28 protein-coding genes and 2 pseudogenes are annotated in these 22,551 nt (G+C 38.4%); 5 read left to right on the top strand and 25 right to left on the bottom strand.

Annotated features, from left to right (window positions below; all coding sequences use genetic code 11):
- Nucleotides 1-68: 68 nt before the first annotated feature.
- A pseudogene (locus tag NDQ71_RS23465) lies at nt 69-626 on the top strand (TonB-dependent receptor); the annotation flags it as partial.
- Between the two features lie 55 nt (nt 627-681).
- On the opposite strand, the gene NDQ71_RS23460 reads toward NDQ71_RS23465, so the two are convergent.
- The 4 genes from NDQ71_RS23460 to NDQ71_RS23445 form a co-directional block, all read right to left on the bottom strand.
- Nucleotides 682-1,887, bottom strand: coding sequence for a sugar efflux transporter (locus NDQ71_RS23460; protein WP_301562884.1), 1,206 nt, complete (start codon nt 1,885-1,887; stop codon nt 682-684).
- 81 nt (nt 1,888-1,968) lie between these two features.
- Nucleotides 1,969-2,613 carry an SGNH/GDSL hydrolase family protein gene (locus NDQ71_RS23455; RefSeq protein WP_301562883.1) on the bottom strand — a complete coding sequence of 215 codons (645 nt, stop codon included), beginning with the start codon at nt 2,611-2,613 and terminating at the stop codon, nt 1,969-1,971.
- Nucleotides 2,613-3,137, bottom strand: a complete 525-nt coding sequence (locus NDQ71_RS23450) for a DsrE family protein (RefSeq protein ID WP_301562882.1) — start codon at nt 3,135-3,137, stop codon at nt 2,613-2,615. Before NDQ71_RS23450 ends, NDQ71_RS23455 begins: the two co-directional genes overlap by 1 nt.
- 48 nt (nt 3,138-3,185) lie before the next feature.
- Nucleotides 3,186-3,650 carry a flavodoxin family protein gene (locus NDQ71_RS23445; protein WP_301562881.1) on the bottom strand — a complete coding sequence of 155 codons (465 nt, stop codon included), beginning with the start codon at nt 3,648-3,650 and terminating at the stop codon, nt 3,186-3,188.
- 97 nt (nt 3,651-3,747) lie between these two features.
- On the opposite strand from NDQ71_RS23445, the gene soxR reads away from it, so the two are divergent.
- From soxR to NDQ71_RS23430, 3 genes are all read left to right on the top strand, one after another.
- Entirely contained in the window at nt 3,748-4,206 is a 459-nt protein-coding gene (soxR, locus tag NDQ71_RS23440; protein ID WP_301562880.1) for a redox-sensitive transcriptional activator SoxR, read from the top strand.
- Nucleotides 4,207-4,405: 199 nt separating this feature from the next.
- A complete protein-coding gene (locus NDQ71_RS23435) occupies nt 4,406-4,744 on the top strand; it encodes a zf-TFIIB domain-containing protein (RefSeq protein ID WP_301562879.1) in 339 nt (112 codons plus the stop codon).
- A complete protein-coding gene (locus NDQ71_RS23430; protein ID WP_301562878.1) occupies nt 4,710-5,492 on the top strand; it encodes a rhomboid family intramembrane serine protease in 783 nt (260 codons plus the stop codon). The genes NDQ71_RS23435 and NDQ71_RS23430 overlap by 35 nt, the downstream gene beginning before the upstream one ends.
- Before the next feature lie 40 nt (nt 5,493-5,532).
- On the opposite strand, the gene NDQ71_RS23425 is transcribed toward NDQ71_RS23430, so the two are convergent.
- The gene (locus NDQ71_RS23425; protein ID WP_301562877.1) at nt 5,533-6,729 is read right to left on the bottom strand and encodes an iron-containing alcohol dehydrogenase; all 1,197 of its coding nucleotides are present in this window, start codon (nt 6,727-6,729) and stop codon (nt 5,533-5,535) included.
- Nucleotides 6,730-6,773: 44 nt separating this feature from the next.
- Nucleotides 6,774-7,133: a DUF1294 domain-containing protein gene (locus NDQ71_RS23420; protein WP_192543151.1), complete on the bottom strand. Its 360-nt coding sequence runs from the start codon at nt 7,131-7,133 to the stop codon at nt 6,774-6,776.
- Nucleotides 7,134-7,184: 51 nt separating this feature from the next.
- Between NDQ71_RS23420 and NDQ71_RS23415 the strand changes: the two genes are divergently transcribed.
- Nucleotides 7,185-7,712 (top strand): hypothetical protein, encoded by a 528-nt coding sequence (locus NDQ71_RS23415; protein ID WP_192543152.1) that lies wholly within the window; start codon nt 7,185-7,187, stop codon nt 7,710-7,712.
- 96 nt (nt 7,713-7,808) lie between these two features.
- Here the strand turns inward: NDQ71_RS23415 and NDQ71_RS23410 are convergent, their stop codons facing one another.
- From NDQ71_RS23410 to NDQ71_RS23320, 19 genes and pseudogenes are all read right to left on the bottom strand, one after another.
- Nucleotides 7,809-8,975, bottom strand: a complete 1,167-nt coding sequence (locus NDQ71_RS23410) for a lipase family protein (protein WP_301562876.1) — start codon at nt 8,973-8,975, stop codon at nt 7,809-7,811.
- A 29-nt stretch (nt 8,976-9,004) separates the two neighbouring features.
- Entirely contained in the window at nt 9,005-9,520 is a 516-nt protein-coding gene (locus tag NDQ71_RS23405) for a DUF6795 domain-containing protein (protein ID WP_301562875.1), read from the bottom strand.
- A gap of 187 nt (nt 9,521-9,707) precedes the next feature.
- Nucleotides 9,708-10,493 (bottom strand): hypothetical protein, encoded by a 786-nt coding sequence (locus NDQ71_RS23400; RefSeq protein ID WP_301562874.1) that lies wholly within the window; start codon nt 10,491-10,493, stop codon nt 9,708-9,710.
- Nucleotides 10,494-10,553: 60 nt separating this feature from the next.
- Complete coding sequence (locus NDQ71_RS23395) at nt 10,554-10,820, bottom strand: hypothetical protein (RefSeq protein WP_090493392.1); 267 nt, start codon at nt 10,818-10,820, stop codon at nt 10,554-10,556.
- Nucleotides 10,821-10,879: 59 nt separating this feature from the next.
- The gene (locus tag NDQ71_RS23390) at nt 10,880-11,470 is read right to left on the bottom strand and encodes a hypothetical protein (RefSeq protein WP_192543156.1); all 591 of its coding nucleotides are present in this window, start codon (nt 11,468-11,470) and stop codon (nt 10,880-10,882) included.
- Nucleotides 11,464-12,237, bottom strand: a complete 774-nt coding sequence (locus NDQ71_RS23385; RefSeq protein ID WP_138686375.1) for a ChaN family lipoprotein — start codon at nt 12,235-12,237, stop codon at nt 11,464-11,466. Before NDQ71_RS23385 ends, NDQ71_RS23390 begins: the two co-directional genes overlap by 7 nt.
- A 3-nt stretch (nt 12,238-12,240) precedes the next feature.
- Nucleotides 12,241-12,423, bottom strand: coding sequence for a hypothetical protein (locus tag NDQ71_RS23380; RefSeq protein ID WP_301562873.1), 183 nt, complete (start codon nt 12,421-12,423; stop codon nt 12,241-12,243).
- A gap of 79 nt (nt 12,424-12,502) precedes the next feature.
- Nucleotides 12,503-12,982 carry a hypothetical protein gene (locus tag NDQ71_RS23375; RefSeq protein ID WP_301562872.1) on the bottom strand — a complete coding sequence of 160 codons (480 nt, stop codon included), beginning with the start codon at nt 12,980-12,982 and terminating at the stop codon, nt 12,503-12,505.
- 23 nt (nt 12,983-13,005) lie between these two features.
- A protein-coding gene (locus NDQ71_RS23370; RefSeq protein WP_192543254.1) for an IS3 family transposase occupies nt 13,006-14,186 on the bottom strand; the annotation gives its coding sequence in 2 pieces (ribosomal slippage) (nt 13,006-13,928 and nt 13,928-14,186; 1,182 coding nt in all).
- Between the two features lie 293 nt (nt 14,187-14,479).
- Nucleotides 14,480-14,923 (bottom strand): hypothetical protein, encoded by a 444-nt coding sequence (locus NDQ71_RS23365; RefSeq protein ID WP_301562871.1) that lies wholly within the window; start codon nt 14,921-14,923, stop codon nt 14,480-14,482.
- Between the two features lie 7 nt (nt 14,924-14,930).
- Nucleotides 14,931-15,803: a hypothetical protein gene (locus tag NDQ71_RS23360; protein ID WP_301562870.1), complete on the bottom strand. Its 873-nt coding sequence runs from the start codon at nt 15,801-15,803 to the stop codon at nt 14,931-14,933.
- Between the two features lie 157 nt (nt 15,804-15,960).
- Nucleotides 15,961-16,353 carry a hypothetical protein gene (locus NDQ71_RS23355; RefSeq protein WP_198522809.1) on the bottom strand — a complete coding sequence of 131 codons (393 nt, stop codon included), beginning with the start codon at nt 16,351-16,353 and terminating at the stop codon, nt 15,961-15,963.
- Between the two features lie 69 nt (nt 16,354-16,422).
- Nucleotides 16,423-17,349, bottom strand: coding sequence for a hypothetical protein (locus NDQ71_RS23350; RefSeq protein ID WP_301562869.1), 927 nt, complete (start codon nt 17,347-17,349; stop codon nt 16,423-16,425).
- A 20-nt stretch (nt 17,350-17,369) separates the two neighbouring features.
- Complete coding sequence (locus NDQ71_RS23345; protein WP_301562868.1) at nt 17,370-18,797, bottom strand: RHS repeat-associated core domain-containing protein; 1,428 nt, start codon at nt 18,795-18,797, stop codon at nt 17,370-17,372.
- Between the two features lie 165 nt (nt 18,798-18,962).
- Nucleotides 18,963-19,040 (bottom strand): annotated as a pseudogene (locus tag NDQ71_RS23340) (hypothetical protein); the annotation flags it as partial.
- A 260-nt stretch (nt 19,041-19,300) separates the two neighbouring features.
- On the bottom strand, nt 19,301-19,957 hold the full coding sequence (locus NDQ71_RS23335) for an RHS repeat domain-containing protein (protein WP_301562867.1): 657 nt from the start codon (nt 19,955-19,957) through the stop codon (nt 19,301-19,303).
- A gap of 261 nt (nt 19,958-20,218) precedes the next feature.
- Entirely contained in the window at nt 20,219-20,482 is a 264-nt protein-coding gene (locus NDQ71_RS23330) for a hypothetical protein (RefSeq protein WP_301562866.1), read from the bottom strand.
- Between the two features lie 10 nt (nt 20,483-20,492).
- Nucleotides 20,493-20,780 carry a hypothetical protein gene (locus NDQ71_RS23325; RefSeq protein WP_301562865.1) on the bottom strand — a complete coding sequence of 96 codons (288 nt, stop codon included), beginning with the start codon at nt 20,778-20,780 and terminating at the stop codon, nt 20,493-20,495.
- A complete protein-coding gene (locus tag NDQ71_RS23320) occupies nt 20,753-22,057 on the bottom strand; it encodes an RHS repeat domain-containing protein (protein WP_301562864.1) in 1,305 nt (434 codons plus the stop codon). The genes NDQ71_RS23325 and NDQ71_RS23320 overlap by 28 nt, the downstream gene beginning before the upstream one ends.
- Between the last annotated feature and the right edge of the window lie 494 nt (nt 22,058-22,551).

Here is a 22,551-nt window from a genome sequence, read left to right as displayed (position 1 = left end):
TTCCCTCACTACCCATATTTTTTAACACTATTAGTTCATTGATATATAAAGGCTAATTTTGGGGATACTTTAGGCTAATAACCCAGAGTACTGATTTCTTCGCGACCTTATTTACCAATGAAGTCAAAGGCGATACGTTTGTACGCCGCCCAGGAGTACCCGCAGAAATCCTCACCAATGAGGCGTACGGTGTGGAACTTGATTATAACTATAATCATGAATCTGGCTTTTCAGTAAACTTAAACTCGACCATTCAAGAGACTGAAATCACAGAAAGCCCATCTAATCAGGGCAATAAAAGCCAGCGTCAGCCTAAATGGCAAGTGCGTGTTACGCCAAGCTATGATTTTGAGTTAGATGGTATGTACGCCACGTTATACGGTACGGTTTCAGCTGTAGATGATCGCTTTGGTAATAACGAAAATACAGTAACACTTGATGGTTACGAGAAAGTTGATTTAGGTTTTATTCTTGAGCCAATGGAAGGGATAAAACTACAGTTAGCTATTGATAACCTGACCGATGAACAAGGTATCACCGAAGGCGATCCACGTAACGCTGATGCACCAAATGGCCGTTACATTATGCCACGCACCACGCGTTTTAGCGTAAGTTACGATTTCTAAAATTAATACCCTTAGATCAATACCCAAAGCCGCTGTGTGTGAACTAGCGGCTTTTTTAAATCACATTTTGAGCTAACAGCTGTCCTTGCGACTCGCTCTCTTGGCGTTTTAAATAACTAAATAATAATAAACAACTCAGCGCAAGACTTGCCGCGATAAGCGAGCCAAGTGTAGCAAAACGAAAACTAAACCACTGCGCAATTAAACCCGTACTGGCAGTACCAAGCATGACCCCTACTTTAATTGCATTACCATAAAAAGCGGAGGTAAAACCAATCCGTGACGGCAGCTGCTCTTGTAAAATAGTCAGGCCGATACCCGCAAAGATGCCATAAAAAATAGCATTAACGCCCTGCAGTACAAAGAATTGCCATACTTGGTTGGCAAAAAATACACCAAGATAAAATAAAATAGCACAGCTAAAAGCAAAACCTAGTAAGGTTGTTTTAGTAATGCGTTTGCTGAGCTTTGCGGTATACATCATTACGGGTATTTCAATTAATGCCACCATGCCCATAAATATCCCAGGCATATTATTGGCAAAGCCCAGTTCATTAATTGTATAAAGCGGTAAAGCACTGGCGTACATAATATTGCCAATTGAGCCAAAGGTTATAGCAGCACCTAAAGCCCAAAACGATTGATTGATAGGCTGATTTGGCTCAGCTTTTTTAGCTTTGTTGTTAGCATCAATACTTGGCAAAAACTTCATTGCAAAAATTAATGCCAGTAATGCAAACGTCGCTGCGGTATAAAATGAGCGGCTAAAAGCAACGCCTGACGCAAGTAAATAGCCAAGTGGCGGGCCTGCGACCCACGCAAATGAAATGGCTGCTCTAAGTCGAGTATTAAACTGGGTGATATCAATATGCACTTGCTGATCAGCCCACTGACGAGCAATGGTCATAACTTGCGGTATCGCAGCATTTCCCATCGAGAGTAATAAAACTCCGGCTGCAAACACTTGCCAAAAAGAGCTTGCGTTGGCAAACACAACTAATGCCAGAGCCATCCCTGAGACCGCAATCATAAACATTTTTTTAGCGCTTACGCCCTTATCAGCTAATCCACCTAACCATTGACTAAAAAAAATGCCCATTAGCGTGACACCTGTGGTGTATACGCCCAAATAAATGGGTGGGCTTTGTAAACCTTCAACAATAAACAAACTCATCAGTGGATTAACAAATGCGCCAATTAAGCCCGTTAATAAACTTAACAAGATAAATACCACACCATATTGTTTGCATATCGACTTCAAAAAACACCACACAGACACTAAAAATAGGCCGCGCATTATACGCGGCTTTAAGTAATATTAAAATACAAATGAGGCGATTAATTAATCAACATCGACTTTACAATTAATCAGAAAACCTTTCTCATTGCGCAATAAGCTATCCAAGTGCTCAGCAAGCAAATTATGTGAAGCTAGTGCTAGATGGATCCCTTCATTAGGGCATGGATTTACTAGCGAATAAGCATCTAAAAAATGACATTGGTGTAATTTGGCAACGTCAGTAAATTGTGCTGCTAACTGTTGCGATTTAATTTCAGCACCAGCGTAAATATGTTGATATTGGTTAACTTCATAAACTTTAGGCGGGCTAATAACAATACATTTTGGCGGCGTAATTTTGATGTAAAAGTTATCTATTTCAAGCAGTAATTTATTTAAACTCTGTGCTATTTGTACAGGAGTTAAATTAAAGCGTGCTTTTAAATCATTGGTGCCAAGCGCAATGATAATGACATCCAATGGCTGCGCCTCAAGGTAAGGCTTTAAATACTTTACGCCTGATTTATAGCCGCTAAATGGTGGGTTATTCACTAATGTTCGATTAGGCAGTCCCGCTTCAATAACGAGATGCTCTGAACCCAATAGCTCTGCAAGTATACTCGGCCAGCGCTCACCATCGCCCAACCGCTTACCATCAACCGGGGAAATACCAAAGGTATTAGAGTCGCCAAAACATAGAATATTCATTAAAACGGATTCAGAGTATAGCCTTGTTGCTGTAACTGGGCGTGGGCGGTCATCGCTGAAAGCGCCATTTGCACTCCAGGAATGAGTTGCTCAGCTGAAACTTTCATATGGGTTGCTGACTGCCCGCACACATATACCTGCGTGTTATTAGCAAGTAGCTGGTTGATCAAAGATTGCGTTTTGTTATCTTTGTCAAAACGCGCTTTGTAAAAGCTGTTTTCAAGCACATCAACGCTGGCACTACCATGTATAACTAACGCCAGCTGAATGTTTTCTGGCTTCACACCATGAGCAACATGCATATTAATAAAACGCGCCAGCGAATTAATATGATTATTTTGCGCGCCTTTTTCAGCACCATCCCCTACATCAAAGGCAATTTTAAACTGCGCTTGGCTCAAATCCGACACATGCTTTGCTACATTGTAAAAATAACCAAAGTCTTTGATAACAGGAGCTGGCTCAGCAGCGATCGTTGTTAAGCTAGTTATAAGAAGGCTAAAGCCTAAAAGTAACGTTTTCATAAAGCATCCTTTTTACTTTTTTGTTTAGCCTAACTCGATTACCGCTATTTAACTAGCCTGAACATGTGAATGTGCTTTAAAAGTCATCCCTAAATAATTAAAGGTATGTTTAAACATATCGATAAATGCATCCGGCGCAGTCGGGGATGTAGCATTAGAAAGTAGTGAAAACTGTTTTTGTCGTAAAGTTCTAAGTTTGGGTTTTAATGCCTCATCATCCATGTAATCAGTAATTCGATCCATAAACGCCTTCATTTGCGGCGTCGTATTATACCAATACACAGGAGATGCAAACACCCAATGTTCATAACGTAATAGCACTTCAAACAAATTATAAAAATCATCATTTTTATACTGCTTATCATAACGATAAGGTGAAATAACATAATCATCTAAACAAAAAACAATGCCGCTTTGCTGCTTACTGTACGCATTTACTTGCGCGGTAGTATTGCCATTTTTACGACCACTTGAATAAATGATTGCGATATTGTGTGTTGATTTTTCTTGCATTGGGTTAGCTCCTTTTTTTATGATGAAGCAAAGCTTAAAACCTCAAGCTAACTTAAGGTCAACAAGCAATCTGGAAATTTTTAAAAAGAAGAAAACTATGACCGTTCAACAAAAAAAACTCGTCGAAGCCAACTTAACCGTGGGCTTTGTGGCTAAACGCAGCGGTGTAAAAGTATCAACACTGCACTTTTACGAAACCAAAGGCTTGATCCGTAGCTGGCGAAACAACGGCAACCAACGACGCTATAAACCAGATGTACTGCGTCGTGTAGCGGTAATAAAAGCGGCCCAAGCAATGGGTATAACCTTAGAAGAAGTAAAACAAACCCTCGCCACCTTACCCGATGAGCGCACCCCCACTAAAAAAGACTGGTCGGCACTTTCTAAGCAGTGGCAAACCCAACTTGATGAACACATTGCCTTTATGCAGCGTTTACGGGAACGTGTCGACGGCTGTATAGGCTGCGGCTGTTTATCAATGGATAAATGCCCTATTTATAATAAAGACGATTACTTAGGTGAAGAACAAAGCGGCGCTGTGTTATTGAATAAGTAACCAAAAATGCAACAATTGATTGTTTATCGCGCTAAATTACAGTAGTCTACTGCGCTCAAAAAGGAAGCGAAGTGATAAAGGAGATATCAATTGGAACCGATCCAACAAACACTACCACAATTAAAATCTAGTGCTTTAAATTTACAACAAGAATTAAAACAAAACGATATTATTATCGGCTCATTAAAGGAGGCTGATAATGCCCACTAAACGCTGCCCGCACTGTAAAGATCACCCTTTGGATATTACTCATTATCAAGGTGAAGAGATAGATATCTGTCGCGAATGCGGTGGCTTATGGTTTGAAAAAAATGAAGTAAACCGTATGATTGCTGAGCTCAACGAAGGGCCAATCGGTGAAAAATACGAAACTCATTTTGGTGAATCATTAGGTATTTCCAAGCTTGACTGCCCTGATTGCAATAAGAACCTTGAACGTTTTCATCTATTAGAAGATTTTCATACTGAGATTGATGTATGCCGTCACTGCAATGGCAGTTGGATTGAAAAAAAATCAATTAGAAAGTATCGAGCATAGCCCTAAGCTCAAAGCCAGCCTCGATAAACTAAATAAAACAATCAGCTGGAAAACCTATCTCTTTCAGTTTTTAACGCAAATGCCTGTTGAATATAATCTCAAACCCAAACAAACACCGTGGGTTACGCGCAGTTTAATCGCTTTGAACGCAATTATTTTTACGCTGTACTTTTTTAACACAACTGCGTTTGCAATGACGCTTGATTTATTTGCTATGAATCCTAGTAAGTTATCGCAAGGCGAACACCTATGGACGGTTGTAACTTGCGTATTTTTACATGGCTCTATACTGCACTTAGTTGGCAATATGTACTTTTTGTATATTATCGGCGACAACCTTGAAGATGTACTTGGTCATAAAAAGTTTTTGTTTTGGTATATGGTTTGTGGTTTAGCGGCCTCCTTTGCAAGTTTTATCGTTCAGCCAAGCTCCACCATTCCAAGCGTTGGTGCCAGTGGTGCAATCGCAGGACTATTTGGCATGTACTTAATGTGGTTTAGGCATGCGAGCCTTACCTTTATGTTTATAATTTATCAAAAGAAACTATCAGCAGTGTGGTTCTTTGTTATTTGGTTAGCAATCAACATTTTTGGCATGTTTGCAGCGCCCGACGGTGTTGATTATGGGGCTCATATTGGAGGTTTTATCGCAGGTTTGTTAATTGGCTTCGTACTTAAATCAAAAATAACTGACCATAACCCTATTCTTAAATTACTAAACCAGCCCGAAGCACAAATAAAACGCTAATTATAGTGATAACCTTCCAATCGATGATTGGTAGGTTGCTTTATTTATCAGTGGTGACTTTGCTAATAATCTCTTGGCACTGCGCTTCGTTCATAAACTTTGGTACAGGGTAATTCCAGTTCGCTTCAGCTATAGCTGACTTTGCTAATAAAGGAATATCAGTACGTTTAACTTCTTCTAAATTACGTGGAATAGCCAAGTCAGTGAGTAACTGCTCGAGTGTAGCTAAAAACATAGCAGCTTTCTCGGCGGGTGATTGCTCTAAGCAGGTTAACTGACAATAATCAGCAATCTCCGCTAATTTATTATCTATCGTACTACCATAAAAGCGCAAAACAGACATTAAGACCACGCTATTAGCTAAGCCATGTGGCGTGCCATAATATGCGCCAAACTGATGGGCAATGGCATGAACATAACCAACCGATGCACGAGTGAATGCTTGACCCGCATAAAATGAAGCTAATAGCATATTTTCACGCGCGGTTAAATCATCACCATTTTTATATGCGATGAGTAAATTTTTTAAAATAAGATCAATAGCCATCAATGAGCGCTCATCACTAAATGCCAAACCATTGATACCAATATAAGCTTCAATTGCATGCGTAAGCGCATCAATACCTGTAGCTGCAGTTATATGTGCGGGCACTGATTGAGTAAGCTCAGGGATCAATACTGCATCACTTGGTACTAAAGTAAAATCGGTTGCTGCATATTTTTGCTGCGCATTAGCGTCATTCACTACTGCTGCTACCGTTGTCTCTGAGCCAGTTCCTGCGGTTGTTGGAATAGCGCACAAAGGTGGAAGTTTTTTAATAACTTTAAACAAGCCCTTAAGTTGAGCCACTGACTTATTTGGTTGAACTGACCGAGCAGCAATTAACTTAGCGCAATCAAGCACTGAGCCTCCACCTATCGCGATAATGCAGTCACATTGATACTCTCGATAAAGTAATAACCCGTCTTCAACATTGCTGACTGTAGGGTTCGCATTTACATCACTAAATAACTGCCAAGGGATTTGCTGTTCATCGAGGTGAATAAGAATAGGCTCAATCACCTTTAAATTTTTTAACGTGTTATCGGTTACAACAAAAATAGGCCTAACGGGTTTAAGCAATAGCAGCCATTGTTTAAACCCCGCAATGCCTTGATATAAAACTGGATTTGGAATACCAATAAAGATAACGATGCACTTTAAAATAAAATGATAACCACGATAGAGAATACGCATAAGCCAAAGGGTATGATTTCTATGTCAGTTGATAATGCACGAAACTAGATAAATTGCCAATAATAGATACAAGCTAACACGCTGCAATTAATCAAAATGGTTAACCAAAGCACAGCAATAAATGACCGTTTTTGTGATTTATGTCTTAGCCATTGCTGGGCAATAAGCGCTCCCGGCCAACCACACAATAAGGCTAAAATATGTAAACTGCGCTCAGGTACTCTAATAGGTTGCTCAGTTGACTCTATCGCTAACCGTTTATCCCATTTATACACTAAAAACGTAATACTACTCATAGTGCCGAAAATACTCGCCACAAAATAAGGCCAATAGCCAAGCAGTCCGCCAATCACTAATACAGCTAAAAAACTAACAGAAAAAAGCAGTAATGTTTTTTTAATCAAAGAACTCTCGCCTATACTACAATAAAATAACTCTAAAAATAGGCTGCAATTATGTCATATCTAAAAACACTTTTACTATCTTTTTGCTTGTTCTGCGCCGGGGCTAGTCACGCCCAAGCGACTGACTTAGCGCCAGAGCTGGAAGTATTTAAACCTTACCTTGGTACATGGCAAGCTGATTTTGATGTTGGTGATAACAAACCAAAGATTCAAGATGTAGGCCGCTGGGAACGCGCGCTCAATGGGAAAGCAATTCGAACTGCTCACTCTATCAATGAAGGAGAATACGGCGGTGAATCAATGATTTTTTGGGACAGCAAAAAACAATCATTGGTATTTTATTACTTCACCACGGCAGGTTTTTATACGCAGGGCACCATGAACGTATTGAGTCCGACTCAGTTTGTAGCGTACGAAACAGTAACAGGTTCTAAAGAAGGGATCACAAAAGTAAAATCAACCAGTGATTTTAAAGATGGCCAATTTGTAGTATCGACTTCTTATTTAAAAAAGGGTGAATGGACAAAACCTGAAAAACGCATTTACACTCGCAGTAACAAACAGGTTATTTTTAAATAAAAATCAGCAGTGAAGATATGCAGAGCGCTATAACTTGGATTAACTGTTAGGCGTGTTAGCAAGGGCTGCTTTTAACTAAACAGCCCTTTTGAAGAATCAATCTAGGCCATTTAAACCTGCTTTTGCCGCATTGTATAAAGCACCTAATGTTGAATCGAATACCGATTTAATAAAGCTGAAAGTTAACTCTACTGCCTTGCTAATAACTTTACCAGCAAACACTAACATATGGCCCAATAGCCCTAATGTTTGCGATGCAAAAGACGCTGAGGCTTTGGCTATTTTATCAAGCGTTCGCGCTAACATATCGTAAAACGTTAAACCGGTACCAATTGCAGCCTGCGCTGCTACAGCACTATAATATCCGGCATCTTTTAATAACGTTACTAGCGCAGCACCTAACTTATCAGCCCAATGCGAATTGAATGAAGCTTGGTTTCTGTCTTCAAAATTTAACCGTACTGGGGTACTTAAAAAATGATTAGCACGAACGGTTAAATTTCCCCAATCATTACTGTTGGCGGTATTAACGTAGCCAGGTGTGCCACTTAGCTTGTGCGCAGCTCCTTTAAGCCCCTGACCACTATCAAGCCGAATTTCCTGGCCATTATATGGTGCATGTGAAAATGGCCATAAAGGTACTTTTGTTACTGGATCAGCTCCATGTGTACAACGGTAAATTTTATCAATTCTTGAAGTGGCAGCTCGAGAGAAATTATCAAGACCGACTCTTGGCGAACCAAATGTGTAAAGTTTTACCGGTAAAGAGTATTCCGCTTTGATCCAGTCCGCTGAAAGAGTCGCCAGCGCACCACCTAAACTGTGACCAACAATGTGTACACAGCCGGTCATTTTATCTCTTATATTTGCAGCAACGAACTCTTGTAGTGCAGGCTTCATACTGTAAAAGGTTTTATTAAATCCAGCATGGACCATACTGCCATTACTGCCACCGCTTAAACCAAAGTTACCATCGGTCAAACCATCTCGAAGCGAAGCTGTACCACGTATGGTGATCACTGAATCCCCTTGATAGGCTCCTTGACCATGACCTAATAAACCAAAGCCTGTACTTAAACCAAATAAGTGAGAGAAAAACCCACCCGAGATCCCCTGCACTGCTTCAGGATTAACCCCAAAATTAAAATTTCCACGTAAAGCTGGATGCAAAGAGTTGTTTAACAAGGTTGTACTTTTAATACTTTTTGCTTTGTAGGCAAGTAATGCCATTTGTACAGCTTGAGTAGGTGTTAAAGTATTCATAAAATTCCCTTTAAATGAGTTGGTAAAAGTTAAATTTTACATGCGCCATAGATAGTAAAAAAGTGCTCTTTCGCTTCGGCAATTGGTATATCAGATGTTTGCGGCTTATCTGCAATATCACACGTGAGATCTGCAAGTAAGTTGGTTAAGGTATCGCTACCTTCATGCATAGATACTGTTACATACCAAAGTACAATGCCTTCTGGAGTGCCATTTTCTAAATAGATGTGCTGAATCAACGATTCATTATCAAACATATTGGAAGGTTTAGCTGTTTTAATGGTTTTTTCTGCAAAAGCAAAATAACCATTCTCATCCGTAGTTGCTTCATCTACATATTCATCACCATAAGTGAGTGAACGAACAACTTTAGTATTAGCAACGCCCTGCCCATCATTCAATAACCGCCCTTTTACGGGAGCTGATAAAACAAATTCTTGTTTATTAAAGAAACCAAACATATCTGCCAAAGCCTGTGTTGAAGTAAATAAAATAACTGTAATAGATACAATCACTAATGAATAAACTTTTAAACGAGATAACAAAGTATATCCCTCCTAAATAAATACCTATATGTACACTTTTTATATTGCTCTTAAATCCCGCTTTAGGCTCTAAATCGATAACAATTAAACTTAATAGTGTTGCCGCTTAACTAAAATACAGTCTAATTAGGGACAGTATTAACTGCAAGCATAAAGAGCAAAAAACAATCAAAAATAAAGCTAATTACTAAAATAAAACTTCATAAACAAGTTTACAAATAATGCTAAACCCAAGCCCCATCATCAATATATAGCCATATAAAATAGCAATAGCGCCGCCCGAAGCATCGCCAATTTTATCTATTTCAATACACGCAGAGCAAAATATGAAAAAGATAAAAAAGTTAGCAATTACCCCCAAAACATAAGCTTCTCCAAATAATGGTGAAATACCCACTAATACAGCGCTGATTATGATGAGGATACCCGATAGTGCTTCTTTTAATGAGAACTTATATTCGACAATTTTTAGCACTAAGGTCACTACCATTAATGCTAAAAAATAAACCGTAGGTTTAAACTGGCTATACAAATAGTCTAGACTAAAAATTTGGCTAACCGTCAATGGGGACTCTTCAGCTGGACTTAAATCTTGCGCTATAGCGCTTGTAGAATCATCGGTAAAAAAATAAGCTGCCGCGACAATAATTAACTTTATAACCCCAAAAAAGATAAAACTTGCGACGATGAATCCAATTGAATCATCTCTGGTCAATCGCTTGTTTGCTTTACTTTCTACAATCTTTGCTAGCAATACACCCAATAAGCACACACTACCTAAATAAAGCAGCGCGACCCAAAACTGATCAAGGTAAAAAACCGATAAGCCAGGGGCGATAAATAAAAACATTGAATCTTCATTATCTAACGAGCTTTTGGGTTCAATAGTGTGTTTTGACTGTTTAAAAAGTGCTAAATAAACAAATAATGGCTGTAAAAATAGCATTAAAATGCAGGTGTTTATAAGAGTCATTTATCATCCTTGATTACAGCCAACACACTTCGCCGAGAGTATTGGCAATTACGAAACTAATTAAAGGTTTATTTTTTGCAGGTAGGTTTTAAGCTTTAATAAGCCTGACTCAAGCTCAAACTTCTGTATTTTAGGGTTTTTAAACTTAAACCCGTTTGATATGTGAGTATTAATCATCGTCGCCATGCCTTCAAAACCCGCAGGGGCAGTTGCAACTAAATCGCTCAATAGTGGTTGAATAAGCTCTTGATGCTCTTCAATTTTGGTTGGATCCTCGTAAATATCGTATACAAGGTTGGTTAGTGTGTGTTGGTTTTGTTGTTCCATAATAATTCTATAGCGCCTTAACTTCGGCGTTTATAGCTCCTTTTTGGATTTGATATTTTTTAATTGTTCATTGCTGCTACGGCATTTTCTTTTAATGTTTTAGCTAAAGTATCAGAGCCATCGTCTAACTTTTGATCAATCACATATTGCGCATTAATAATAACATTTGGCCAATCTTCAAGCTTTGTATAGATTTTTGCTAAATCGTAATGAATCGACCTTAACAGAATTGGATATGGCTCTTCTGCCTGAGTTAAAAAAAGCTCATATAAACGTGCGGCTTCCTTTAAATCTTCTTCAACAAACAAACCACCATCATAAAGCCATGCAAGCCTGCGAATAGCCAAATTTTCATTTTTCAGCACACGGCGCTTTAACTCATTAACATAACGTGAGCCGTCCCCAGTATGATGGCCAATAAAAAGTAATGCTTCATACTCACCCATGTCGTAAGCTTTTTCGCACCACTTTTCAAGCTGTCTAGGCGCGTACATTAAGCTTTTTTGACATTGAAGCATCACTGTATTTTTAGACAACTCAGGATTGTTGATATCAAGATCTGGCCATAAAGTCTTTGATAACGACTTAGCCTGAACTTGAGCAGTGATTGTGCAAAGAACAAAAAAAGCTATAAATATTCTTTTTACCATTTGAGAGTTCCATCAGAATTGACTCTTTGTTCAGGAATATGAACTTGAAATGATTTCACTGAATGTTTAGAAGGGAAACCTTCACGATAAAAATATTGCTGCTTGAGAGTATTTATTTCAGTTGAATCGCCTTCACAACGCCTTTGAGATAGACAAGCAATACCACCTATAAAATCTATAAACCTAATGCTATTGATTCCCCTAATTGGCATTAGGGTATCTAAACCAGGCTCGTAGTTTGAAGCCTGTACAGCATGCCATCGATGCATAAAAGCAACGATACGATTTGCTTTCGATTGATTTAAAACACCCGCTATATTATCAGCCCATATTTTATTACGACGCGTGTGCGTGCTTAAACAGTCCCCTCCAATATATTGATCATAAGAGCACTCCTTATCCATAGCCTCCATCATTTCTTGCGAAATATCTAAGGCTATAATTTTTAAGCCAATATCTCTAGCAGCTTTTGCTAACTCACCATAAGCTTTAGGAACTAAATAACCCCAAGCCCAGTTTTCATCGAAGTATTGTTGAATTTCTCTAAAACCTTTACCCGTACGTTGGTAAAACTCTATTTTTTCTTGCATAGAGCGTGGCAACATCTCCATCGCAAAATGAGTAAATCCTGCTCCTTTAAGCTGCTTTAGGGCTTTAATAGCTTCATATTTATAGCCAGCGGTATTATGGCTTGATTCGCCTAACATAACTAAACGAGCATTACCGGCCATTGTTCTATAATTTACATCCGTGTTTATTTTATTCATTACCTATCCTTGTTTTTTATTTAAATTTTCAAAACACCATCTATAAAATTCAATAGCGTTATTATTCTCAGAGCTGTAAGGAGCAACTGCATATTCATAGCTCATTGCAAATAAAAGCTCTTGTGCAGTGAAGTTACATTCTTCACTTGTTGAATAACACTCCTTAACTTCACGCCATAGTGACATTGCGCGACTTACATACTCGTCACCCCATTTTTCTTTATGTTCCTCAGTATTTCAATTAAGTAAGCAAAGCTACACTGCCTTACTTTTTCTTCCTTTTATTTCCTTTAGCTATCTCTTTTTCAACAGCGGCCCGAGCATCTTTTATATCTTTAAAAAAGTTATATTGATATTTAATTAAGCCTTGGTATTTATTTCCCTTAATTAGATAAAAAGACAGCAGCATAAAAGCTATATTGGTAACCGTAGCAATATGATAACTACTTCCTTCTAAAATTATAAAAGACGGTAAGCAAATCAAAGCTAAAAATACAGCATAGTATTTTAATATATTTGCACATAGGAAAGAGCCCTGGCTAACTTTAAAATTTATAAGGCAAAACATAATTCCAACGGAAAACAAAATGCCCAACAGCCACTCTGGACTTGCATCAAAGTACTGTGTTAACAATGTCATTCCTGAATAAACCGTTCCCAAAAGTAAAATGATTGTTACTAATAAGAACCTACGCAAAAGCTTCCATGGGGGAAATAATAAAAAGATTTCGGTACCTTTAGCCATTAAAAACGTCCCCATTGTAGTGGTCAACTAATTTTGGCCACAGTTTTAGAATCTTGGTATCTAACCTCAGATTCATTTGGCGCTAAACCAGCATTATAATGATGCGGTCTAACATTATTGTAATATCCATTTATGTAATCGCTTACGCTATATTTAGCTTCTTTAAAGTTTTCATATCCAACCTTTGGCATCCATTCCGTTTTAAAGCTTCTAAAAAATCGCTCCATAGCCGCATTATCCCAACAATTTCCGCGTCGACTCATACTTTGTGTAATTTTATAGCGCCATAAACGTTGGCGGTACTTCAAGCTCGTATAATGGCTCCCTTGATCTGAGTGAAACATCAACCCACTTGGCTTACCTCTACTTTCATAAGCGAGTTCAAGCGCCTTTAGTGTTAAATTAGTATCTGGCGACAACGACATTGCCCAACCAACCACTTTACGCGCAAATAAATCAATAACGACCGCTAAATAAGCCCAGCGATTGCCTGTCCAAATATACGTTACATCACCGCACCACACAGTATTCGGTTCAATAACATCAAACTGCCTATCAAGCAGGTTTGGGATTTCAAGGTGTTCATTACCACCGCGCTTATATGAATGTTGAGGAATTTGGCAACTTTCAAGCTTTAACTTAACCATTAGCTTAGCAGCACGATAACGGCTCAATTCAAAATCATTGTTTGTCGCTATTGTAGCTATTGTCCTTGCACCTGCTGAGCCTCCACTCATTCTATGTATTGCTTTAACTTCAGCCTCTAACCTTACTTGCTCAGGTGTCGGCGTTGTATCGCGTATAGCCCAATATTTATAGCTGCTGCGATGCACATCGAATACGCCACATAGCACGCTAATGGGATAATGCTCTCGTTGATTTAACTTCTCGATTAACGAGAATTGTTCAGGGAGTCGGACATCAAGAGAGCGGTAGCCTTTTTTAATATGTCCTTTTCTAATTCAATGCGTTGGATTTGCTTTTTAAGTTCACGAATTTCAATTTGTTCGGGCGTCATTGGTGAAGCCGATAGTGACTGACCATTACGCTCTTGCTTTAATTGAGTAACCCACTTACTTACGGTTGATTTACCAACACCCATAGCCTTGGCTGCATCTTCTTGCGTATAACCTTGGTCGACTACAAGCTGAGCCGTTTCTAATTTGATTGCCGCAGAATACGTTGCGCGTTTTAATTTCGTCATTTTTTCACCCAAATTTGTATGCTTATTAGCATAACATTTCTTTCTTAATGGGTGGCCAAAATCACTGTACCACTACACATAGACCTAACTTTAAATTTTAGCTAATCAAAACTCTTGAGTTTTTTTGAAACGTACCAAACCATACCTACTTATTTAAGTAATTATTTTAGATAGTTTGGAGCCGTTATTACATTTAAAATGTTAAATATATTTCGCTAATTCTGTCTATTAAAGCTTGAATCATTAAAATCATACACAAATGTGGACGGTATTCTCACCACACTTTATCCCAACTACTCTGACTCTGAACGGTGACAAACAAGTGGAGAAAAGTCTGTATTTTCAATCTTAATTGAACAATTCATATTAACCACATTTTGGCTTAGTAGAGATAGCTCCAACTCAAATGTTAGAGTCTGAGATTCAACACTCAGATTGTAGGTATCTAAAAATGATAACTTTTTAAAATCATGTGTAACTTTTAAAGCTTCATCATACACGCTACAAATATTCTTTCGTTTGATAAGCGCATTACTACCTGCTTCTAAAATCTCTAACCGTAAACATGGAAAGTAACTATCAGGATGAAATTTTATCCAGCGGAATAAGTTATCATTAACCCTTTCCACATTCATCTCTATAACATCAAGGCTCACATAAGATCTGTCATCATTACTTTCAGAGTCAGTACAAAAGAAAATTAAAATAAAATATACGCTAGTAATTATTAGTTTCATCAAGCACCTATGAATTTATATACTTAGTCCGAGCCTGCTGCCTAGTTAGTGGAACACCACTCCAGTTAGCACTTTTATTAATTTCAGCTTTAAAAGAAATTAAATCATTATTCGCAACATGTTTTTGTAAAACTTTACGGCTTGCAGGGTGGTAATCTCCTCTGAACCTTAAATCTATCAGGACGTTTTTTATCTTCGAGTTTAAATTTAGCCAATCTGTTTTTCCATATGTTTGACTTGTTATAGTTTTATTACATATCCGCTTTACATCAGCTTCCATTTCTTTATAAACAATTTCAAATAGCTTTAATTGCACCTGTGCTGATACTTCAAAATCAAGTAAGTCTTTTTCTATAACAAACTGCTTAGCTGTATTACCCATTTTACCTGCAGCAAGGGCTATAACGTTAGCTACTTTATTATCGATACCCGCTTGAATAAGATGACCACTAACTTTGGAAAATGTCTTATCACGCATATCATAACCTCGACCAATGGTTAGCCCAGACCTATTAGATGGAACATGAAAACAGCGGCTATGATAAATCCCACCTTCGGTTCCTTCTGCATCCCATGTTAAAATGCCATAAGTTGGTTTAGTTATTGAAACCGTAGTATAAGTACTAAACAAAAATTCAACTAACTTTCTAAAAGTCCCTCGATTTGCAGCAACAATACCATCTGGATTCCCCATTTTTATAATTCTTTTTTGAAAGTGCTGAATTAAATCTATAAAGTTACTATCTACCTTACTATTTGCAATAGGAGGTAATCCCGTTTTACGTGCATAAGCATTTAAGAGTGAACGTATCAGTTTTACGTCAGCCGATTTATTTGCTGATTTTAACCCAACACTTGCAGTCATATTTAAGTTAAACATGAAATTCCTTTTCTATAAAAATACTTTTTTAACTATTTATATTAGTACTATTCAAATTTTGAACATTTCGATGAAAATCGACTATATTATTATACAGCTTCCTCCCTACCGACGGGATTACAATTTCTAAACAGATATCAAGCCATAAAAATGACAATCATCTATATATATCTAAAAACTTACCGAGAGTGTTATCTCCCATAATAAATTCATATTGCTCTGTATCTCCCCATTCATTACCAGCTTCATTAGTATCTGGGTGAAATAATAGTGAAACACCTGTTTTTGAATCCATGTTTTGATTTAAACCGCGAAAGCTATAATGCTCTAAAGTAGCAATTTTGTATTTTTCAACATACTCACCATTTAACTTAAAAAGTTGAACTTCCATATCGGCATATGCTTCAACAAAAACTCGGTTTAGCTTTTTAGAAAAAACTGCACTAGCATCAAAGCTAAAATTTATTTCAATTAGCTCTCCTTCATAGACCCATGACAGGGTTGTATTAGGCGAATCACCTTCTCTGTTAAACACTCTTTTTATTTTCATAAATCCTAAATAACTCTATTAAATATACTTTGAAATTTGACTTTATATGAATCAGGTTTTGCTAGCTATTTAAGTATTTACTTTCGTCCACTCTCTGCTAGCCCCAGGTTCATACCTTACAAACCAGGGGTTTGGTTGTTGCTCTGCAGGTATAAAATTAATGGCGTTAGGCGTTTCAAAAACACCTACAGGCTGCCCTTTATCTTTCAAACATACAAATTGCCCATCAATTAATTCAAATATACCTTGCTCGCCACCAGCAAGGAAAATACGCTCTTCAATTGCCCCAACTCCGTACCATGAATATTTAGCAGATCCAATATCTGTGAAGCCATTTTTTGCATTACCTACTAGTAAACAGCCACTTCGACCAGTAATAAAAACCTTGTCTCGAGAAAGCACTTTTACATCAGTGAACGCATCTTGCTGCGGTATGCCTGAAGGTAAAGTTATTTTCAACCATTCATTCCCATCGAAATGATGTATGTTTCCATCATAACCAACAACATATACGTCATCAGAAGCTGAGCCATCTATTGCATTTGGCGCTTTTGGAAGTGTGTACTTAGTCCAAGACTGACCGTCCCAGTGAAACGCAGGACCTGCAAAGGAGGTTACCCATACATCTTCGTCTGTTGTTCCCCAAATTGCATTTAACTGACCTTTAAATACTTCAGTAACATTCCACTTAATATCAAAACTACCTGAATTAAATTTTAATCGCTCAAAAGGCGGCTGCTTAAAATTAATATTAGCATTAGTAAATACGTCACCTTGGTCATCTACAACCCATAAATGACCGTTTTGTGATGACCACATAGCGTTAAGCTGAAAATTTGCACCTAAACACGTCTTAACGTGTGTTTTTTCCTTTAAGCTTACACCGCCTACAGCATTTAACGCATCCGCCTCATTGTAATATGTTATTAATCTATGCTCACCAAGGTTTGATACCTTAAGATCAATTACATGTACTATCTCATAATCATTACGCATTATTTATACTTCCAAATTCATTAAAAATCTTCGCCTATCTCAATGGTATCATCATCAGGAACACCACCACCGCCAACTAAATTAGACATTTTGGCATCTTTATTAACCCCTGCATTATCTAAGTAGTTTTCAGCATCTATTCGAATCGCCTTAGCCACTAAAGCTGCTTCCTCTTCTGGGATCCTCGCCTCGTATACGCCTGGCGCCCTCTCAATTGTCTCCATACTAAGCGACTTTGCCGTCTCACTCTCCATATGGTCTAGCCATTCATTTACTGTGGCGTACTCGCCTTTTTTATCAAGCGATTTAGCATAGTCTTTTTCAACATCAGTAAGGTACCTATGCTCAGTGCCTTTACTTTGATCATCAAATACAAAGTATGTTATCGCATCGGCTTCATTGTAATTACCAAAGTCTTTGCCTATTGGTACATTAGAGCGCTTTTCTTTTGCATACTTAGATCTTTCCATAAAGCAAGAGTGGGGAATAAAGTGTTCCCGCTGGTAGCCTTCCTTTGTTATTCCTTGTAATTTTTTATAAGGGCCAACAACCACTCCATGCTTTTCATATAATGCTTTTCTGACGGATTCATCTGTGAGATCAAGCTCATCGTCTGCTAATTCTCTTTTTGACTTAACATCTAACTTTGGCTCTTCTGTATAGTCATTATATTTATTTGGGCGTGCAGATGACCAATCTTTATTATCTGCGAAAGTAACTTGCGTACCACCACCCTTGAGATACTTCCCATTATCTACTTGCGGGCCAACAGGGCCTTCGTATACTTTAAATGGCCTTAGCACTTCATAAGTAACAACATTATCTAATGTTGGCTTCCATGACTCTTTAATAGCTAGTTTTTGCCTTCCATATTCTGTATTTGTAATATTGTCGAATGTAGCAAACCTACCCGGCATATCTTCACTACCATCGTCGACTATCATACTGAAGGTCTCGCCTACCTTCATATCCCTTATGGTCGCTTTGTAATCAAAGCCAATAGGCCATGGAGACATATTTTCAACTAAATCTTTATAGGCTGCTGCAGCTTCCGAAGAACTTGAGAACATGCCTTTATGATCTTTTTGAAATTCATTCCATGTATTCTCTTTACAACTCAACCCAAACGGATCCACCCAATTAACCGGGTTTGGTGCATATTGATAATGGTTAATTCCACCCACTAAACCAATCGGGTCTTGATTTATAAAGCGTTGTTGTTTGGGGCTGTAGTAGCGATAACGGTTGTAATGTAAGCCGCTCTCGATATCTAAATATTGTCCTTGAAAACGGATTGGTTGAGTGAAGGTGTTTTCTTTATTAAAGTCAGTATCGGCTTCTGACTCTTCATAACCATATACATTTGCTTGGTTTTCCCACACGACTTCTGCTTTGTTATTGGTCACAAAGCGTGGGGTATTCAGTTGGTCTAGGTGGTAGTAGAACACCTCGCCTTGTTTAATTAGTGCTACTGGGTGAAATTGGTTTGGTAGGTTGATATACCAAGTATATTCACCGTGTTGGTATTCGCCAATTAGCTGGTCGTTATCCCAAATGTAGTCAATTTTGCCCTGCTCGGTGTGCTTGGCAATACGACGCCCGAGTGGGTCGTAGTCGTATTGAGTAAGCGTGCCGTTGTTATTAAAGCAACTTAGCTGATTAAACGCGTTGTATTCACGGCGGGTTTTTATGCCTTTGCCGGTTTCGCGTATTTGGTTACCAAATTCATCATAATGAAAGTCGCTGTCACCAAAGTGAGTTAAACGGTCGGCATCAGTGATGCCAGTAATAACATCATCATTATCATTTAAATCACTTGAAGTTGTATCAGTTTCATCGCTATTCGGTGCAAAATCGTTATATTCACTATGAATTTCACTAGGTATGTTCGCTGACTGGTTGCTTTCAACCTTATTGATGGCATCACTTGGCTGAGGAGTTTGCTGCTCGGCTAATTCGTTATTTTGAACAGTTGACTGGCTAACTGGTATTGCGTGGTTGTATCAACATCAGAACTCGCTAAGTTTTGCTGGATTAACTGGCCAAGGCTGTTGTACTCAAAATTAATGTTATGACTACTTACACCTTCCTCTTTACGCGCAATCAGCTGGTTTACGCTGTCGTAATTGTATGCACAGGTATCAAATAGTGCTTGCGCAGGATGGGTTAACTGCTGCTGTGTTAAGCGGTTAAATACATCAAATTGTTGGGTAAGAGTTACATCATTACCAAACTTTTGCGTTTGGATATTACCTTGGCTGTCGTAGCTAAGCGCTGCAAGTTCAACAGCCGTGCTGTTGGCTTGCTGTAAGTGAATGCCACTCAACTGACCAAATTTATTATAACTGTAATTCAGTTTGCTTGAATCGGGTAAAATCAGTGTTTGGCGTCTGCCGTATTCATCGTAACTGTATTTTAAGGTATGCGCTTGTTGCTGATTATGTACTTGCTCAGCACGTACTAATCGCCCGCCTTTATCAAACTGCTGCTTTAAGGTTGATTGTGCATTATGGGCACGGGTAATTTTACCTTGCAGGTTATAGCTGTAGTAATTGGCGTTATTAACGATGTGAGTATCGGTTGCCAAACTTGCATGCTGCGCAATCACGCGGCCTAATTTATCACGCTCTATTTTTACATGGCGTTTATCACTTTGTGTAACCGAGGTTAAGCGGTTGCAAGCATCGTATTTATATTGCTGTTAGTCACCAGCATAAGCAAATTGCCTAAGCCATTTAAACATCCATATTGTTAAAGAGCGTATTGATCTTATGTCTTAAAGTGGGTGCCTGTTTTATTTCTTTCGTTTTATCTTGGGAAATAATCTAGACATAAATGAGCATGGCTTATTGCTAAACTATAAAACGAACTAAATTGGCACGCCTCGGTCTGCACCTGGTTTAATTATAAGATCATTATCACGCAATCGTTTACGACATTCATCGGCAACAAATTCTAATTGATTTAGATCAGATGCATTTCTATCAAAAAGACTTTTATCTATACGATAATACTCTTCATAATCAACTTTACGATTACTTACCGGAATAGACACATAATAATCACCAGAGCTTTCTTCAATACCAACCGAAAAAAACTTTTCTTTAGAAAAAAATAAATCTTTAAATTTCATAATATTCCCCTTAATCTTTTACGTTCTTAACACTAAACCTGCTTGTCGGAATATCACCAACGTCTATCACAGCCTCAGAGCTACCATCCGGTAATCTTCCACCAACAAGCCATTGATCATTAGCACCAGCTTCATTACCTGAAGGCATTCTAAGCCCCAAACTATCAGGATCCGCAAAATCAACACGCATTAATTCATTACCCTCTAACATCTCTCGAGGTAAACCTATTGCTTCAGCTAGCGCACCGGGGTCTCCAGCAGCTTGAAACATCAATGCATCAGCTTCACTATTAGGCATAACAAATGAAGTTCCATCACGCTGCCCGGTCCATATTTTTCCAAATTGGACTTTGTCATAAATCGTGAAGCTCCACCATTAAACTGCTGAATATGAGCATCAATATATGACTGAGGAAGATATTTAGCGGGCTTTGGCCGAACACCATTTTTCATATTTTGTACTTCTTGCATCATCTGGTAACTGGTTGAAGCTTCAGAACTATTTTTAAAATGTCCTTTAGTATTTTTCTGAAAGGTATTCCATGTATTTTCCTTACAACTCAACCCAAACGGATCCACCCAATTAACCGGATTCGGTGCATATTGATAGTGGTTTATGCCGCCCACTAAGCCTATCGGATCTTGGTTTATAAACCTTTGCTGTTTCGGGCTGTAGTAGCGATAACGGTTGTAATGTAAACCGCTTTCCTCATCTAAATATTGCCCCTGAAAACGGATTGGTTGAGTAAAAGAGTTTTCTTTATTTAACTCTGATTCTGCTTTTAGTTCTTCGTAACCATACACATCCGCTTGGTTTTGCCATACAACTTCTGCGTTATTGTTGGTTACAAAACGTGGGGTATTCAGCTGGTCTAGGTGGTAGTAATACACCTCACCTTGTTTAATTAGCGCGACCGGGTGAAATTGATTTGGTAGGTTGATGTACCAGGTATACTCGCCGTGCTGGTATTCGCCAATTAATTGGTCGTTATCCCAAATGTAATCAATCTTGCCCTGCTCGGTATGCTTGGCGATGCGTCGACCCAATGGGTCGTAGTCGTAATGCGTGAGCGTACCGTTGTTGTTAAAGCAACTTAGCTGATTAAACGCGTTGTACTCGCGGCGGGTTTTTATACCTTTACCGGTTTCGCGTATTTGGTTACCAAATTCATCATAATGAAAGTCGCTATCCCCGAAATGGGTTAAACGGTCTGCGTCCGTGGTGCCTTTAATAACCCTATCATCTTCGCTTAGGTCACTAGCAAGCGTTGCTGACTTTGAGTCACTATACTCACTGGGAAGCACGTGATTTGTGCTTTCTGACTGATTACTTTCAACCTTATTGCTGGCGTCATTAGCATCGCTATCATCATTTGGCTGAGTAGTCTGCTGCTCGGCTAACTCGGTATTTTGAATTTTTGATTGGCTAACTGGGTTACCAAAACTATCCCACTGGTATTGGGTGGTTGTATCAGCTTCAGAACTGGCTAGATTTTGTTGAATTAACTGGCCAAGGCTGTTGTACTCAAAATTGATATTATGGCTACTAACACCTTCCTCTTTACGCGCAATCAACTGGTTTACGCTGTCGTAATTGTACGTACAGGTATCGAATAGCGCTTGCGCAGGATGAGTTAACTGCTGCTGTGTTAAGCGGTTAAATACATCAAATTATTGGGTAAGAGTTACGTCATTACCAAACTTTTGCGTTTGAATATTGCCTTGGCTGTCATAAGTTAATGTTATGAGCGGCTGTGCAGTACTAACTGTGCTGTTGGCTTGGTGCAAGTAAATAGCACTTAGCTGACCAAATTTATTTTAGCTATAATTCAGTTTGCTTGAATCGAGTTAAGTAAGGCACTTCCTTGCCCTCATTAGCATAGAAGACTTAAGGGAAATTACCTAAGCTTTCAAACATCCATGTTTATAAAGAGCGTTGTATTTTTACGTTTTAAATACGTATTTAGGTTATTTTTAGTTTTCTTAGAAACCTTAAGTCAATCACTACTAAATATTAATTTCCAGTTAGTTATTAAAATTATTAACTGAAAAAACAATGCTACATATAG

Source organism: Pseudoalteromonas sp. KG3, from assembly GCF_030436385.1.
Classification (GTDB): domain Bacteria; phylum Pseudomonadota; class Gammaproteobacteria; order Enterobacterales; family Alteromonadaceae; genus Pseudoalteromonas; species Pseudoalteromonas prydzensis.
The sequence above is the reverse complement of the archived record's forward strand: the minus strand, read 5'-3'. Positions and strand labels throughout refer to the sequence as shown.

Coding starts and splice junctions, on each gene's coding strand:
- NDQ71_RS23455 (WP_301562883.1), bottom strand. CDS start 2,613: ATGAATATTCTATGTTTTGGCGACTCTAATACCTTTGGTATTTCCCCG.
- NDQ71_RS23450 (WP_301562882.1), bottom strand. CDS start 3,137: ATGAAAACGTTACTTTTAGGCTTTAGCCTTCTTATAACTAGCTTAACA.
- NDQ71_RS23445 (WP_301562881.1), bottom strand. CDS start 3,650: ATGCAAGAAAAATCAACACACAATATCGCAATCATTTATTCAAGTGGT.
- soxR (WP_301562880.1), top strand. CDS start 3,748: ATGACCGTTCAACAAAAAAAACTCGTCGAAGCCAACTTAACCGTGGGC.
- NDQ71_RS23435 (WP_301562879.1), top strand. CDS start 4,406: ATGCCCACTAAACGCTGCCCGCACTGTAAAGATCACCCTTTGGATATT.
- NDQ71_RS23425 (WP_301562877.1), bottom strand. CDS start 6,729: ATGCGTATTCTCTATCGTGGTTATCATTTTATTTTAAAGTGCATCGTT.
- NDQ71_RS23415 (WP_192543152.1), top strand. CDS start 7,185: ATGTCATATCTAAAAACACTTTTACTATCTTTTTGCTTGTTCTGCGCC.
- NDQ71_RS23410 (WP_301562876.1), bottom strand. CDS start 8,975: ATGAATACTTTAACACCTACTCAAGCTGTACAAATGGCATTACTTGCC.
- NDQ71_RS23400 (WP_301562874.1), bottom strand. CDS start 10,493: ATGACTCTTATAAACACCTGCATTTTAATGCTATTTTTACAGCCATTA.
- NDQ71_RS23395 (WP_090493392.1), bottom strand. CDS start 10,820: ATGGAACAACAAAACCAACACACACTAACCAACCTTGTATACGATATT.
- NDQ71_RS23390 (WP_192543156.1), bottom strand. CDS start 11,470: ATGGTAAAAAGAATATTTATAGCTTTTTTTGTTCTTTGCACAATCACT.
- NDQ71_RS23385 (WP_138686375.1), bottom strand. CDS start 12,237: ATGAATAAAATAAACACGGATGTAAATTATAGAACAATGGCCGGTAAT.
- NDQ71_RS23380 (WP_301562873.1), bottom strand. CDS start 12,423: ATGTCACTATGGCGTGAAGTTAAGGAGTGTTATTCAACAAGTGAAGAA.
- NDQ71_RS23375 (WP_301562872.1), bottom strand. CDS start 12,982: ATGGCTAAAGGTACCGAAATCTTTTTATTATTTCCCCCATGGAAGCTT.
- NDQ71_RS23365 (WP_301562871.1), bottom strand. CDS start 14,923: ATGAAACTAATAATTACTAGCGTATATTTTATTTTAATTTTCTTTTGT.
- NDQ71_RS23360 (WP_301562870.1), bottom strand. CDS start 15,803: ATGTTTAACTTAAATATGACTGCAAGTGTTGGGTTAAAATCAGCAAAT.
- NDQ71_RS23355 (WP_198522809.1), bottom strand. CDS start 16,353: ATGAAAATAAAAAGAGTGTTTAACAGAGAAGGTGATTCGCCTAATACA.
- NDQ71_RS23350 (WP_301562869.1), bottom strand. CDS start 17,349: ATGCGTAATGATTATGAGATAGTACATGTAATTGATCTTAAGGTATCA.
- NDQ71_RS23330 (WP_301562866.1), bottom strand. CDS start 20,482: ATGAAATTTAAAGATTTATTTTTTTCTAAAGAAAAGTTTTTTTCGGTT.
- NDQ71_RS23325 (WP_301562865.1), bottom strand. CDS start 20,780: ATGCCTAATAGTGAAGCTGATGCATTGATGTTTCAAGCTGCTGGAGAC.